The organism is Enterobacter sp. 5-4 (genome assembly GCF_000612205.1).
GTDB classification, from domain to species: Bacteria; Pseudomonadota; Gammaproteobacteria; order Enterobacterales; family Enterobacteriaceae; genus Enterobacter; species Enterobacter roggenkampii.
Window position 1 is genome coordinate 41,335 of record NZ_JFHW01000036.1, and the last position, 15,099, is coordinate 56,433.

General features: G+C 54.8%; 9 protein-coding genes. 6 read left to right on the top strand and 3 right to left on the bottom strand.

Translation table 11 applies throughout. The features are described 5' to 3' along the window. Positions 1-328: 328 nt before the first annotated feature. Entirely contained in the window at positions 329-1,057 is a 729-nt protein-coding gene (gene ubiG, locus AA74_RS0120300) for a bifunctional 2-polyprenyl-6-hydroxyphenol methylase/3-demethylubiquinol 3-O-methyltransferase UbiG (protein WP_025913163.1), read from the bottom strand. Between the two features lie 146 nt (positions 1,058-1,203). On the opposite strand from ubiG, the gene gyrA reads away from it, so the two are divergent. Further along, complete coding sequence (gyrA, locus tag AA74_RS0120305) at positions 1,204-3,840, top strand: DNA topoisomerase (ATP-hydrolyzing) subunit A (protein ID WP_008500239.1); 2,637 nt, start codon at positions 1,204-1,206, stop codon at positions 3,838-3,840. A gap of 135 nt (positions 3,841-3,975) precedes the next feature. Then, positions 3,976-6,822: a two-component system sensor histidine kinase RcsC gene (rcsC, locus tag AA74_RS0120310; RefSeq protein ID WP_008500240.1), complete on the top strand. Its 2,847-nt coding sequence runs from the start codon at positions 3,976-3,978 to the stop codon at positions 6,820-6,822. A gap of 78 nt (positions 6,823-6,900) precedes the next feature. Here rcsC and rcsB read toward each other — a convergent pair whose 3' ends face one another. Continuing rightward, positions 6,901-7,551: a response regulator transcription factor RcsB gene (gene rcsB / locus AA74_RS0120315; protein ID WP_003859405.1), complete on the bottom strand. Its 651-nt coding sequence runs from the start codon at positions 7,549-7,551 to the stop codon at positions 6,901-6,903. Between the two features lie 16 nt (positions 7,552-7,567). Beyond that, positions 7,568-10,240 (bottom strand): phosphotransferase RcsD, encoded by a 2,673-nt coding sequence (rcsD, locus tag AA74_RS0120320; RefSeq protein WP_021241536.1) that lies wholly within the window; start codon positions 10,238-10,240, stop codon positions 7,568-7,570. Between the two features lie 743 nt (positions 10,241-10,983). Here rcsD and AA74_RS0120325 point away from each other — a divergent pair. The 4 genes from AA74_RS0120325 to alkB all read left to right on the top strand — a co-directional run bounded on the left by AA74_RS0120325 (position 10,984) and on the right by alkB (position 15,053). After that, positions 10,984-12,096, top strand: coding sequence for a porin OmpC (locus AA74_RS0120325; protein ID WP_008500242.1), 1,113 nt, complete (start codon positions 10,984-10,986; stop codon positions 12,094-12,096). Positions 12,097-12,210: 114 nt separating this feature from the next. After that, positions 12,211-13,266 carry an FAD:protein FMN transferase ApbE gene (gene apbE, locus AA74_RS0120330; RefSeq protein ID WP_025913165.1) on the top strand — a complete coding sequence of 352 codons (1,056 nt, stop codon included), beginning with the start codon at positions 12,211-12,213 and terminating at the stop codon, positions 13,264-13,266. Positions 13,267-13,338: 72 nt separating this feature from the next. Beyond that, positions 13,339-14,397: a bifunctional DNA-binding transcriptional regulator/O6-methylguanine-DNA methyltransferase Ada gene (ada, locus tag AA74_RS0120335; protein ID WP_025913166.1), complete on the top strand. Its 1,059-nt coding sequence runs from the start codon at positions 13,339-13,341 to the stop codon at positions 14,395-14,397. Further along, positions 14,397-15,053 (top strand): DNA oxidative demethylase AlkB, encoded by a 657-nt coding sequence (gene alkB, locus AA74_RS0120340; RefSeq protein ID WP_025913167.1) that lies wholly within the window; start codon positions 14,397-14,399, stop codon positions 15,051-15,053. Before ada ends, alkB begins: the two co-directional genes overlap by 1 nt. The last annotated feature ends 46 nt before the right edge of the window (positions 15,054-15,099 follow it).

The following is a 15,099-nucleotide window of genomic DNA, read 5'->3' on the forward strand; positions in this document are numbered from 1 at the left end:
AAATAAAAAAATATCCCCCGCTTATCCACAGAACCGTCTTGTGACTAACTCTGTGGATAAATACTACATATAGGGGGTTTGCGATAAGAAAAACGCTATATGGTGAGTATTCTAGTAAGGATTCTTTTCAGTACAAGGGTTGATTTTGACGTTAAATTGAGGTTGTGAAAGGGTAAAAAAGGCTAAGTCCTCGTACCGTAAGGCCTGGAAGACATGTCAATAATTAAGAAAAAAAATTCAAAATTTGATCGAGTGCTGATTTCTTCAACGGGCGGTCAGAATTGCGCAACATGATGTCGCGCAATCTTTATAAGAATAACGAATGACGTTAGTCGTTTTTGGCGGTTGTATGCAACATATAGTTAACATCAACGCCCGGTGCGAGTTTGAATTTATTGGTCAGCGGATTGTAGTGCAGGCCGGTGATGTGCTGCTCCTTGAGCCACGTCTGGTCGACCCAGCCTAACAGTTCGGCAGGCTTGATGAATTTCTTCACGTCATGTGTGCCTTTCGGCACCATGCGCAGCACATACTCCGCGCCAACGACGGCCATCAGCCAGGCTTTACCGTTGCGGTTGATGGTCGAGAAGAAGACCTGTCCACCCGGTTTCACCAGTTTTGCACAGGCGTGCACCACGGACTGCGGATCGGGAACGTGTTCCAGCATCTCCATGCAGGTCACCACATCGTACTGATGAGCATGTTTTGCCGCGTGTTCTTCCACGGTTTCCTGCACGTAGTCCACCTGTATGCCAGACTCCAGCGCATGAAGACGAGCAACCTGCAGCGGTTCAAAGCCCATATCCAGGCCCGTGACGTTCGCCCCTTCGCGCGCCATGCTTTCCGCCAGGATACCGCCACCGCAGCCGACGTCGAGCACTTTTTTACCGAACAGACCGCCGGAACGCTCCGCAATATAGCCCAGACGCAGCGGGTTAATACGGTGCAGCGGTTTGAACTCGCCTTCGAGATCCCACCAGCGGGACGCCACCGCTTCAAATTTGGCAATCTCTTCGTGGTCAACGTTGTGAGCCACCGGGGATTTTTCGGCATTCATGGGCGCTTTTACTCCTTATTTAGCAAGACGAATGAGTATATCAGGCAATCCCTGTGAATAAAGCGTATAGGTTTACCTCAATCACCTCGGCTGTGTTATAATTTGCGACCTTTGAATCCGGGATACAGTAGAGGGATAGCGGTTAGATGAGCGACCTTGCGAGAGAAATTACACCGGTTAACATCGAGGAAGAGCTGAAGAGCTCCTATCTGGACTATGCGATGTCGGTCATTGTTGGCCGTGCGCTGCCGGACGTCCGCGATGGCCTTAAGCCGGTACACCGTCGCGTACTATACGCCATGAACGTATTGGGCAATGACTGGAATAAAGCCTATAAAAAATCTGCCCGCGTCGTCGGTGACGTCATCGGTAAATATCACCCGCATGGTGATACCGCCGTTTATGACACCATCGTTCGTATGGCGCAGCCATTCTCCTTGCGCTACATGCTGGTAGATGGTCAGGGTAACTTTGGTTCAGTCGACGGCGACTCCGCTGCGGCGATGCGTTATACGGAAATCCGTATGTCGAAAATCGCTCATGAGCTGATGGCCGACCTGGAAAAAGAGACCGTTGATTTCGTCGATAACTACGACGGCACCGAGCGCATCCCAGATGTGATGCCCACCAAGATCCCGAACCTGTTAGTGAACGGTTCGTCCGGTATCGCGGTCGGTATGGCAACCAACATTCCGCCGCACAATATCACCGAGGTGATCAACGGCTGTCTGGCTTATATCGACGATGAAGATATCAGCATTGAAGGGCTGATGGCACACATCCCGGGCCCGGACTTCCCGACGGCGGCGATCATCAACGGTCGTCGCGGCATTGAAGAAGCGTACCGTACCGGCCGCGGCAAGATTTACATCCGTGCCCGCGCTGAAGTAGAAGCGGACGCCAAAACCGGCCGTGAAACCATTATTGTTCACGAGATCCCGTATCAGGTGAACAAAGCGCGTCTGATTGAAAAAATCGCCGAGCTGGTAAAAGAAAAACGCGTTGAAGGCATCAGCGCGCTGCGTGACGAGTCTGATAAAGACGGTATGCGCATCGTGATTGAGATCAAACGCGACGCGGTGGGTGAGGTTGTCCTGAATAACCTGTACTCCCAGACGCAGCTTCAGGTCTCCTTCGGTATCAACATGGTTGCGCTGCACCATGGTCAGCCGAAGATCATGAACCTGAAAGAGATCCTGAGCGCGTTCGTCCGTCACCGCCGTGAAGTGGTGACCCGTCGTACCATCTTCGAACTGCGCAAAGCGCGCGACCGTGCGCATATCCTTGAAGCGCTGGCGGTTGCGCTGGCCAACATCGACCCGATCATCGAGCTGATCCGTCGTGCGCCAACCCCGGCGGAAGCGAAAACCGCGCTGGTTTCCCGTCCGTGGGATCTGGGCAACGTCGCCGCGATGCTGGAACGTGCGGGCGATGACGCGGCGCGTCCTGAATGGCTGGAACCTGAGTTCGGCGTGCGTGACGGTCAATACTACCTGACTGAACAGCAGGCCCAGGCGATTCTGGATCTGCGTCTGCAGAAACTGACCGGCCTTGAGCATGAAAAACTGCTCGACGAATACAAAGAGCTGCTGGAACAAATTGCTGAGCTGCTGCATATCCTGGGCAGCGCAGAGCGCCTGATGGAAGTGATCCGCGAAGAGCTGGAGCTGGTCCGCGATCAGTTCGGCGACGAGCGCCGCACCGAAATCACCGCTAACAGCGCGGACATCAACATCGAAGACCTGATCAACCAGGAAGACGTTGTGGTGACCCTGTCTCACCAGGGCTACGTGAAGTATCAGCCGTTAACGGACTACGAAGCACAGCGTCGTGGCGGTAAAGGTAAATCTGCAGCACGTATTAAAGAAGAAGACTTTATTGACCGCCTGCTGGTGGCGAACACCCATGACACGATCCTCTGCTTCTCCAGCCGCGGTCGTCTGTACTGGATGAAAGTCTATCAGTTGCCGGAAGCAAGCCGCGGCGCACGTGGTCGTCCAATCGTCAACCTGCTGCCGCTGGAAGCGAACGAACGTATCACCGCCATTCTGCCGGTACGCGAGTACGAAGAGGGCGTGAACGTCTTTATGGCGACCGCCAGTGGTACCGTGAAGAAAACCGCGCTGACCGAATTCAGCCGTCCGCGTTCTGCCGGTATTATCGCCGTGAACCTGAACGAAGGCGACGAGCTGATTGGCGTGGATCTGACCTCGGGCTCCGATGAAGTCATGCTCTTCTCTGCGGCCGGTAAAGTGGTGCGCTTCAAAGAAGACGCCGTCCGTGCAATGGGCCGTACCGCGACGGGCGTACGTGGTATCAAACTGGCTGGCGAAGACAGCGTTGTTTCTCTGATTATTCCGCGCGGTGAAGGGGCTATCCTGACCGTCACGCAGAATGGTTACGGTAAACGTACGGCGGAAGGGGAATACCCAACCAAGTCTCGCGGCACGCAGGGCGTTATCTCCATCAAGGTGACCGAGCGCAACGGTTCCGTTGTCGGCGCGGTGCAGGTAGACGATGCCGACCAGATCATGATGATCACCGATGCCGGTACGCTGGTGCGTACCCGCGTGTCTGAGATCAGCGTGGTGGGTCGTAACACCCAGGGCGTGATCCTCATCCGTACAGCGGAAGATGAAAACGTGGTGGGTCTGCAGCGCGTTGCCGAGCCGGTGGATGACGAAGAGCTCGACTCCATCGACGGTAGCGTCGCGGAAGGCGATGAGGACATCGCGCCAGAAGCCGACACCGACGATGACGTAGCGGATGACGCTGACGAGTAATGTCTCCTGATGCAAAAAAGGGCCGGATTCCGGCCCTTTTCTTTTGCAGAAGCAGATAAGTCAACGTTGCGACCTGGCGCGTTTACCGCTACCTTAACCACATTCTTTTGACCCCGACGGCGGAGCCTCGCCCCCTTGAAATACCTCGTCTCCTTTCGTACTACGCTGAAAGTCTCTCGCTATCTGTTTAGAGCGCTGGCGCTCCTGCTTTGGCTGCTGGTGGCCTTGTTCTCGGTGTTTTACATCGTTAATGCGCTGCATCAGAAAGAAGCGGAGATCCGCCAGGAGTTTAACTTAAGCTCCGACCAGGCCCAGCGCTACATTCAGCGAACGTCTGACGTCATGAAGGAGCTGAAGTATATTGCCGAGAATCGTCTGACGGCGGAAAACGGTATTCTTGCGCTCCGCGGGCGTAACGACAAAACTGAAGTTCCGGACTTCCAGCCGCTGTTCCCGGATTCCGATTGCTCCACCATGAGCAATACCTGGCGCGGGTCGCTGGAATCGCTAGCCTGGTTTATGCGCTACTGGCGCGACAACTTCTCCGCCGCCTATGACCTGAACCGCGTCTTCCTGATTGGCAGCGAAAATCTCTGCATGGCTGACTTTGGCCTGCGCGACGTGCCCGTTGAGCGTGACAATGCGTTGAAAAGCCTGCATGAACGTATTGTGAAATACCGCAATGCACCACAGGACGAGCGCGGGAATAACATCTTCTGGGTGAGCCAGGGCCCGCGCCCCGGTGTGGGCTATTTCTATGCCCTGACGCCGGTTTATCTCGGTAATCGCCTGCAGGCGCTGATGGGGATTGAGCAGACCATCCGCATGGAAAACTTCTTCACCCCTGGCAGCCTGCCCATGGGGGTGACCATTCTGGATGAAAACGGCCATCAGCTGATCTCGCTTGCCGGGCCCGATAACCGGCTGAACGTCGAACCGCACTGGATGCAGGAGCGGTCGTGGTTTGGCTATACCTCGGGCTTCCGCGAGCTGGTGCTGAAGAAGAGCCTGCCGCCTTCGTCGCTGAGTATCGTCTATTCGCTGCCGGTGGATATGGTGCTTGAGCGGATACGCATTCTTATCATGAATGCAATTCTGCTCAACCTGCTGGCGGGGGGCGCGCTGTTTACGCTGGCGCGCATGTATGAGCGGAAAATCTTTATTCCCGCCGAAAGCGACGCCCAGCGCCTGGAGGAACACGAGCAGTTTAACCGCAAGATTGTTGCCTCGGCGCCGGTGGGGATCTGTATCCTGCGTACCCAGGACGGGACCAACATCCTGAGTAACGAACTGGCGCATAACTACCTGAACATGCTGACGCACGAAGACCGGCAGAGGCTGACGCAGATTATCTGCGGTCAGCAGGTTAACTTCGTTGACGTGCTCACCAGTACGCACACCAACCTGCAGATCAGCTTTGTCCATTCCCGCTATCGCAATGAAAACGTGGCGATTTGCGTGCTGGTGGATGTCTCCGCGCGCGTGAAGATGGAAGAGTCGTTGCAGGAGATGGCGCAGGCGGCGGAGCAGGCCAGCCAGTCAAAATCCATGTTCCTTGCGACCGTCAGCCACGAGCTGCGTACGCCGCTGTATGGGATTATCGGTAACCTCGACCTGCTGCAGACTAAAGAGCTGCCGAAAGGCGTCGACCGGCTGGTGACGGCGATGAACAACTCCTCCAGCCTGCTGCTGAAAATCATCAGCGATATTCTCGACTTCTCTAAAATTGAGTCCGAGCAGTTGAAAATCGAGCCGCGCGAGTTTTCACCGCGCGAGGTGATGAACCACATCAGCGCCAACTATCTGCCGCTGGTGGTGCGTAAACAGCTGGGGCTCTACTGCTTTATCGAACCGGACGTGCCGCTGACGCTGCACGGCGATCCGATGCGCCTGCAGCAGGTCATCTCTAACCTGCTCAGCAACGCCATCAAATTTACCGATACCGGCTGTATTGTGCTGCACGTCTGCCGGGCAGGGGATTACCTGAGCATTCGCGTGCGCGACACGGGGGTCGGCATTCCGGCGAAGGAGGTGGTTCGCCTGTTCGATCCGTTCTTCCAGGTCGGTACCGGCGTGCAGCGTAACTTCCAGGGCACCGGACTGGGGCTGGCGATTTGTGAGAAGCTCGTCAGCATGATGGACGGCGATATCTCCGTAGATACCGAGCCCGGCATGGGCAGCCAGTTCACCATCCGCATTCCGCTCTATTCTGCGCAATATCCGGCAAAAGCCACGGTAGATGGCCTGAGCGATAAGCGCTGCTGGCTGGCGGTGCATAACGCCTCGCTGAATGACTATCTGACGGCGCTGCTGACCCACTGCGGCGTGAGGGTGTGCCGCTATGAAGGTCAAACACCGGACGTTGACGATGTGCTGATCGCCGACGAGATGCAGGAGCAGCCGTGGCAGGGGAGAGGGTCGGTGCTCTTCTGCCGTCGCCACATCGGCATTCCCGTCGAGCGAGCGCCTGGGGAATGGGTACACAGTGTTGCGACGCCGCACGAGCTGTTGAGCCTGCTGGCACGCATCTACAAAGTGGAGCTGGAAGAGCGCGACGGCGCGGGCGGATTGCCGTCACCGGAGTCTCTGGCGTCGGTGAATGACGATATGATGATTCTGGTGGTGGATGACCATCCGATTAACCGCCGCCTGCTGGCTGACCAGCTTGGATCGCTGGGCTACCAGTGCAAAACCGCCAATGACGGCGTGGATGCGCTGAACGTACTGAGTAAGAATCATATTGATATCGTGCTGAGCGACGTCAACATGCCTAACATGGACGGCTACCGTCTGACGCAGCGCATCCGGCAGCTTGGCCTGACGCTGCCGGTGGTGGGCGTAACGGCGAACGCGCTGGCGGAAGAGAAGCAGCGCTGTCTGGAGTCAGGCATGGACAGCTGTCTGTCGAAACCGGTGACGCTGGACGTGCTGAAGCAGACATTGTCGATTTACGCAGAGCGCGTGAGAAAAACGAGAATATAAAAAAGGCCCGGAAGGGCCTTTTCTGCGGGGTCTGTAGGCCGGGTAAGCGTGAGCGCCACCCGGCATAGACAGCGGAGATCAATCTTTGTCAGTTGCACTCAGCGTGACGGAGGAGAGATAGTTCAGCAGAGCAATATCGTTGTCCACACCCAGCTTCATCATCGCTGATTTCTTCTGGCTGCTGATGGTTTTAATACTGCGGTTCAGCTTCTTGGCAATCTCGGTCACCAGGAAACCTTCTGCGAACAGGCGCAGAACTTCACTCTCTTTCGGCGACAGACGTTTGTCACCGTAGCCACCCGCGCTGATTTTTTCCAGCAGACGAGAAACGCTTTCAGGCGTGAACTTCTTGCCTTTCTGCAGCGCCGCAAGCGCTTTAGGCAGATCGGTCGGTGCGCCCTGTTTCAGCACAATCCCTTCGATATCCAGATCCAGTACCGCGCTCAGGATCGCCGGGTTGTTGTTCATGGTCAGAACAATGATCGAGATATCCGGGAAGTGACGTTTAATATATTTGATGAGCGTGATCCCATCACCGTATTTGTCTCCGGGCATGGAGAGATCGGTAATGAGCACGTGTGCATCAAGCTTTGGGAGGTTATTGATCAGTGCTGTAGAGTCTTCAAATTCACCGACTACATTCACCCACTCGATCTGTTCAAGTGATTTGCGAATACCGAACAGTACAATCGGATGGTCATCGGCAATAATTACGTTCATATTGTTCATGTATAAGGCTACCTTGCTACAGCAAGCTTTTGACGTAGGCGTCAATGTCGCTGATGTATTTTTCAATGCCAGAGGCATCTTTCTCACGAATTAGATGTTCCAGCGTTTCACATAACTGCTTGCCGGGAACCAGATTAAGCATGGCAAACACCCCTTTAAGCCGGTGTGCTGTCTGTGCCAGCGCTGCAAAATCATTCGCAGCGGACTCAGTATACAACCGCTTAACATCATCTGGTACTGTATCAACAAAGAGTGAATAGTATCCGCTGGCGTGAAGCTCGGCATTTTCATTACCGCCAAGCGGGGATTCCGCTATCTCTTCCTGCGCCAGCTGCTCTTCTATTAGTTGTAGTACAGCTTCCTGCATCGCATTGCTTATATTAAAGTTGACGCGCAGCTGGCCAGGGCCGATTTTCCGCACGCCTGACTCATCATCGCTTAAAAGCAAGCCGGAGGCAGTAAGATTAGACGGATTATCAGTTAAAAACAGATCAAATTCTTGACTTGCAAGTCTTTCATCCGGCGTGATGCAGGCCGCCCCCCAGTTTTCTAACTGACGAACGACAATATTGCGGATCTCGTTCGAGGTCACATCGACCATCACCACGACATCATCCAGCAGACGCTCTTCATCTTCTTCCTGCGGATTGGCCGCCATTTTCACGTGCAGAGAATAGCGGGTGCCGAGGGATTCACGGGCTTTGATATTCAGATGGCCGCCGAGCTTGCGTGCCAGCTGATCGCACAGCCAGAAGGTGAGGGCATTGGCCTTGCCGTAGCGATCGCTTTGCGTGTCGTTCAGGAACGGGAAGTGGAGATTATCAATTTCACTCGTGGTGACGCCTTCCCCGGTGTCGAGGATGCGGAACGTCAGGCGGTCTTCTGCCGACTCCTCCGTACTGACTTCGAGGGTGATCTTGCCGATCTGCGTGGTCGTCACCGCGTACTGAATGATCATCAACAGTATGCGGCGCAGCGCTTCACGATCGCCGTGGCGCTCGTCATTTGCTGGAAGATTGTTATTGATCAGCAGCTGCAACCCTTTACGCTTAATCACGGGCAGGACTTCCGGAACCACTTCATCGATCAGATCCTGAATAGAGAAGAGGGTTGGTGTTCCTTTCCAGAAATCATTCTCCAGCATGTTCGCCAGCTGGATCTCGTCAACCATTCTGACCAGCGAGTCGGCCTGACAGGCAAGCTGGTGGCTTTCTGACGTATTTAACGCCGCCGCCTGGGTCGCCAGCGTTTTTAACGGCTGCTTGAAGGCATCGCCAATGTTCTGCATAAATGCGGCGCGCCCCTGCTGGTTTTTCTCATACAGTCTTTGCGCCTGCTTGAGCTTTTTATTCACCAGCACCTCGCGATCCTGATCGCGAATGATGAAAATTTGCGTGCGGGAGGCGACCTGGCTGCGGAACTGACGGATCTCGTACAGCTCATTGTTGATGGTGGCCTGGATCACCCCCTGGTGCTGATCCGCCATGGTGGTGATGTTCTGCAGGTTAAGATGCGGCAGCAGATGGTCGGCAATTTTATTGCTCATTACCGTACGATTCGCTTCCTGATCGTGAACTAAGACCCCAAGCGGCAGCACGGAAATAATCTCTTCATTTAGCGCACGTAACACGCGCAGTTCATTGCTGGTGCCTGCCGGGACCGCAGAGGCGTCGCTCTGACGCCCCGGCTGGAAACGGAAGGTGCTGTAGCCAAACAGCGCCAGCGCCAGCAGACCGATATTCAGCAGCAGAGGCAGCAGGATATTTTGCAGGGTATCGAGCAGCAGCGTGCCAAACGGCACCTGCCACACCAGACGCATACCGGTCGAGTTCAGGGATGAGGCAATTTCGATTTTTGAGCCGTTAAAGGAGATCGAGACGCTTTCTGCGGCCTCTTTGTCAGATGCCGCACGCATGTTCTGGGTGCTGTTGTCGGGCTCCAGACGGAAGCTGTCGAGCGGCATGTCCGGCGGGATTAAATCGTTAATCGGTAAATCGAAGGCCACAACCGTCGCCAGATGTCCTGGCTGGTTGAAGGTGGTGCGCAGAGTAAAATAATGACCGTTTTGCCAGGCCAGACGACGCAGGGAAGAGAAGCTCTCACGTTCATCAAGGGCATTCGCCTGCTGCAGCATCTCTGCCCGGCGGGAGTCGACGATGCTGCCCACGGTGGTCTCTTTAAACCCGGAAGAGAGATCTTTTAACGGCAGGGTTGAGATCAGGATCATACTGTTGTCCTGACCGTTCAGATAGTACATCGACCACGGCACCGTTTCGGCCCCCCAGAGGGTATCCAGATAGGTCGAAATACGCTGTGTCATCTCGAGCGTTGCGCTGTCGTGAGAGCCAAAAATGAGCGCCTCAGTCTTACGCTGCGGTTTTTCGAGGTAATAGACATCCTGCTTAAGCCGCGTCTCCTGAAGTCCATCTCCGGATGAGGAGGCCGGGGCGGCCGCAATATTGTCGTAAATCTGCCAGGTGGCGTAGCGCCAGGTATCGATGCGCTTATGCACGGCGTGGGTGATATCGACGACCTGATAGCTCTTATCCTTCAGCCAGGCGTTAACCGCGCTTTGTACCATCACCCCCATGGTCACTAACAGCACAACGATCAAAAGAAGAAAGAAACGGGTGATGCTCCCGGGGAGGAGGGAGAATTTGCTCGGGGCGGTGGTTTCAGTCTGACTCATTGATATCTTTAACCCGTCATGGTCATGCTCTGTGGCGATAGGGCAGTATAAAGGGTAATAACTGAATTTCCAGCGCCACCGTCCGGGAACAGGCGACTTTTTCAACGGACAATACCGGCGGCGGGTGGCGCGGTAAACATGTACAAACTCGTCCTGCGCGTACAAATAAAAAGTGCGCCTGGCCAGCAAATAGCACGAATTAACAAGAAATTAAGTTTTACATCAATTGTGTGTTAGCGAAAGATGGCCGGGGAGAATTTAGTTAATAGTCGTTACAATTTCGGTGCGGTAGCACAAAAAATGAGGCGTTGCGTAAAGAAAGGTAAAAAAAAACCGAATGCGAAGCATCCGGCTCAATTAGGGATAAACAGACATTCAAAACTGAATGACGGTAATAAATAAAGTTAATGATGATAGCGAGAGATATTTTAGAGATTAGCCGCGATCTTGTTTTGTCATTCAGTGCTGTAACGATTTTTATTATAAGTTATTGATTAATATATGTATGATTTTTCTTTTGATTATAAGTGCTAAATTTATAAGCTATTTGTGCTTTGTAAAAGTTCCTTGATATTTACATTTTGAAACATCTTGATGGACAAATGAAACATCTTCAAAGTTTTCGTATCATATTCGCATTGGATTATTCTGTAATTTTGCGGAGAATGAAATTGCCGACTGGTTAATGAGGGTTAACCAGTAAGCAGTGGCAATTATAAGGCATATAACAGAGGGTTAATAAAATGAAAGTTAAAGTACTGTCCCTCCTGGTACCAGCACTCCTGGTGGCAGGCGCAGCAAATGCGGCCGAAATTTATAACAAAGATGGCAACAAATTAGATCTGTACGGCAAAGTCGATGGTCTGCATTATTTCTCTGACGACAAGGGTAACGACGGCGACAAGACCTACATGCGTCTTGGCTTCAAAGGTGAAACTCAGGTTAACGATCAGCTGACCGGTTATGGCCAGTGGGAATACCAGATTCAGGGCAACAAGGACGAAGGCGACAACCAGTCCTGGACTCGTGTGGCGTTTGCAGGTCTGAAGTTCGCGGAAGCAGGTTCATTCGATTACGGTCGTAACTACGGCGTGATTTACGACGTGACCTCCTGGACCGACGTTCTGCCAGAATTCGGCGGTGACACCTACGGTGCCGACAACTTCCTCCAGTCTCGTGCTAACGGCGTGGCAACCTACCGTAACCAGGACTTCTTTGGTCTGGTTGATGGCCTGAACTTTGCTCTGCAGTATCAGGGCAAAAACGGCAGCGTAAGCGGTGAAAACACCGACGGTCGCAGCCTGCTGAACCAGAACGGCGATGGCTACGGTGCATCCGTGACCTATAACCTGGGCGAAGGTTTCAGCGTGGGTGGTGCGATGTCCTCCTCCAAACGTACCGCCGATCAGAACGCACTGGGCGTATACGGTAAAGGGGATCACGCAGAAGTATATTCTGGTGGCCTGAAGTACGATGCCAACAACATCTATCTGGCAGCACAGTACTCTCAGACCTACAACGCAACCCGTTTTGGTACCTCTAACGGCAGCAACCCAACTACCGCTTACGGCTTTGCTAACAAAGCGCAGAACTTCGAAGTGGTTGCTCAGTACCAGTTCGACTTCGGCCTGCGTCCATCCGTGGCTTACCTGCAGTCTAAAGGCAAAGACATCGAAAACTTCGGCGATCAGGATCTGCTGAAATATGTTGATGTGGGTGCGACTTACTACTTCAACAAAAACATGTCCACCTACGTGGATTACAAAATCAACCTGGTTGATGAAAATGAATTCACCCGTCAGGCGGGTATCGGTACTGACGATATCGTCGCGCTGGGTCTGGTTTACCAGTTCTAATCGCGCCATCGTGTGACGTAAGGGGCCTGATGGCCCCTTTTTTGTGCCTTTCTGATTCTCACAACTCACCCGTTTTGGTGTACTCTTGCCGCCCTGGCATGAGGATAATAATGAATGGACATGACTTTTTTACGCGCCAGCTTTCTGGCTATGCTTTTTTTCCTGACCGCGTGTAACGATCCCGCGCCCGTGGCGAAAACCGACGCACCTGCCGCGACGGTGCTCGAAGGCAAAACGATGGGCACCTTCTGGCGCGTCAGCGTGATGAACCTCGATAAAACGCGCACGGATGAGCTTCGCGGCAAAATCCAGGCACAGCTGGACGCCGACGATCAGCTGCTGTCGACCTATAAAAATGACTCGGCGCTGATGCGCTTTAACCTCTCAACCAGCACCTCTCTGTGGCCGGTGAGCGAGGCGATGGCCGATATCGTGACCGAGGCAATGCGCGTAGGTTATAAAACCAACGGGGCGATGGATGTGACCGTCGGTCCTCTGGTGAACCTCTGGGGTTTTGGCCCGAATAAACAGCCGGTGAAGACGCCCGAACAGGCGGCCATTGATGACGCCCGCGCCCGGACCGGGCTACAGCATCTGACCGTCATCAACCAGTACGGGCAGCATTACCTGCAGAAAGATATTCCCGATCTGTTTGTCGATCTGTCGACGGTCGGGGAAGGCTACGCGGCGGATCATCTTGCTGCACTGATGGCGCAGGAGGGGATTTCCCGTTATCTGGTCTCCGTGGGCGGCGCGTTGGTCAGTCGGGGCATGAACGCCAGCGATAAACCGTGGCGCGTGGCGATTCAAAAACCGACGGATCGGCAAAATGCCGTGCAGGCGATAGTGGATATCAACGGACATGGCATCAGCACTTCCGGAAGCTATCGCAACTATTACGAGCTTGACGGGAAGCGTATTTCGCACGTGATTGATCCGCAGACCGGCCGCCCCATCACGCATAACCTGGTCTCGGTAACGGTCATTGCCCCCACCGCGCTGGAAGCGGATGCCTGGGATACCGGATTAATGGTTCTTGGCCCGGAGAAAGCCAAAGAGGTGGTTCGTCAGGAAGGGCTGGCGGTTTATATGATCACCAAAGAGGGCGACGGGTTTAAAACCTGGAGCTCGCCGCAGTTCAACAGTTTCCTGGTCAGCGACAAAAATTAAAAAGCAAGGTTGCGGGTTTTTTATCGGTGGCGCTCAGGCACGCTCTATGTATGCTTATACGAGGAGCCGATCATGAAAAACCCAACCTTCACTACCGATGAGGATCGCTGGCAGGCCGTGCTGGCCCGCGATCCGCTCGCTGACGATCAGTTTGTCTTCGCCGTGCAGACGACCGGTATTTTCTGCCGTCCGTCATGCCGCGCCCGCCACGCGCTGCGTAAAAATGTCCGCTTTTATCCCGATGCCCGGCACGCCGCTCAGGCGGGCTTTCGTCCGTGCAAGCGCTGCATGCCGGACAAGCGCGACCCGCAGGCGCAAAAGCTGGCAAAAGTGGAACACGCCTGCCGGCTTCTGGAGCAGGATCCTGCGCTAACTCTGGAGAGGCTGGCGGAGCAGGTTGCCATGAGTCCTTTCCATTTCCACCGCCTGTTTAAATCCGTGACCGGCATGACGCCAAAAGCCTGGCAGCAGGCGGCGCGGGGTCAGCGTCTGCGCACCGCGCTTGCGCAGGGAGACAAAATTACCGATGCCGTACTGGCAGCGGGATTTCCCGACAGCAGCAGTTATTATCGTAAAGCCAACGATGCGTTGGGCATGACGGCGAAGCAGTACCGTAAAGGAGAGGTGGCCGTTCGGTATGCCATCGATGACTGTTCGTTAGGACGCTGTCTGGTCGCCGAAAGCGAGCGGGGGATCTGCGCGATTCTGCTGGGTGACACCGATGCTGAATTAACCGCAGAGCTTGCCACGCAATTTCCAAAAGCAACGCACGCGCCGCGGGACGACGCCTTCGTACAGCGGATCCATCAGGTCATTGCCAGTATTGATAACCGCGACGTACTGCTTGCGCTGCCGCTGGATATTCGCGGTACCGCGTTCCAGCAGCGCGTCTGGCAGGCCCTTCGCGCAATTCCCTGCGGTGAAACGGCAAGTTACCAGCAGGTGGCGCAGGCGATTGGTCAGCCCAGTGCGGTACGCGCCGTCGCCGGAGCCTGTGCGGCCAACACGCTGGCGATTGTGATCCCCTGCCATCGCGTGGTTCGCAACGACGGCGCGCTGTCGGGCTATCGCTGGGGGGCGGCGCGAAAAGCGCTATTGCTAAAACGTGAGGCGAAACGCCGGGAGGGATAATGCTCGATCTTTTTGCGGATGCTGAACCCTGGCAGGAGCCGCTTGCGCCGGGGGCAGCGATCCTGCGTCGCTTTGCTCTCTCCCGTACGGAGGCGTTGCTTGCCGGTATTGAAGAGGTCACAGCGGCTTCACCGTTTCGCCATATGGTGACGCCGGGCGGCTACACCATGTCGGTGGGCATGGCCAACTGCGGCGAACTGGGCTGGGCGACAAACGAACGTGGGTATATGTATGCTCCGAACGATCCCACGACAGGTCGGCCGTGGCCTCCCATGCCTGCGGTTTTCCAGGCACTTTGTCACGAGGCTGCCGTGGCGGCGGATTATCCTGACTTCCGTCCTGACGCCTGTCTGATCAACCGCTACGCCGTCGGGGCGAAGCTCTCGCTGCATCAGGACAAGGATGAGCCCGATCTGCGCGCGCCTATCGTTTCGGTATCGTTAGGCCTGCCCGCCGTCTTTCAGTTTGGGGGATTACGCCGCAACGATCCGCTCAAACGCATCATGCTGGAACATGGCGATGTGGTGGTGTGGGGCAGGGAATCGCGGCTTTACTATCACGGCATTCAGCCGCTGAAACCCGGCGTTCACCCCCTCACGGGCGAGTACCGCTTTAATCTGACCTTCCGTCAGGCGGGGATGCGTAAACTAAAATAAGAATTATTCTTGATGTCCGCGCAGGGCAGTTTACACTGCTCGCTGA

Excerpts from the sequence above, each read along its gene's own strand:
- AA74_RS0120325 (WP_008500242.1), top strand. The coding sequence starts at position 10,984 with ATGAAAGTTAAAGTACTGTCCCTCCTGGTACCAGCACTCCTGGTGGCA.
- ada (WP_025913166.1), top strand. The coding sequence starts at position 13,339 with ATGAAAAACCCAACCTTCACTACCGATGAGGATCGCTGGCAGGCCGTG.
- alkB (WP_025913167.1), top strand. The coding sequence starts at position 14,397 with ATGCTCGATCTTTTTGCGGATGCTGAACCCTGGCAGGAGCCGCTTGCG.
- ubiG (WP_025913163.1), bottom strand. The coding sequence starts at position 1,057 with ATGAATGCCGAAAAATCCCCGGTGGCTCACAACGTTGACCACGAAGAG.
- apbE (WP_025913165.1), top strand. The coding sequence starts at position 12,211 with ATGGACATGACTTTTTTACGCGCCAGCTTTCTGGCTATGCTTTTTTTC.
- rcsB (WP_003859405.1), bottom strand. The coding sequence starts at position 7,551 with ATGAACAATATGAACGTAATTATTGCCGATGACCATCCGATTGTACTG.
- gyrA (WP_008500239.1), top strand. The coding sequence starts at position 1,204 with ATGAGCGACCTTGCGAGAGAAATTACACCGGTTAACATCGAGGAAGAG.
- rcsD (WP_021241536.1), bottom strand. The coding sequence starts at position 10,240 with ATGAGTCAGACTGAAACCACCGCCCCGAGCAAATTCTCCCTCCTCCCC.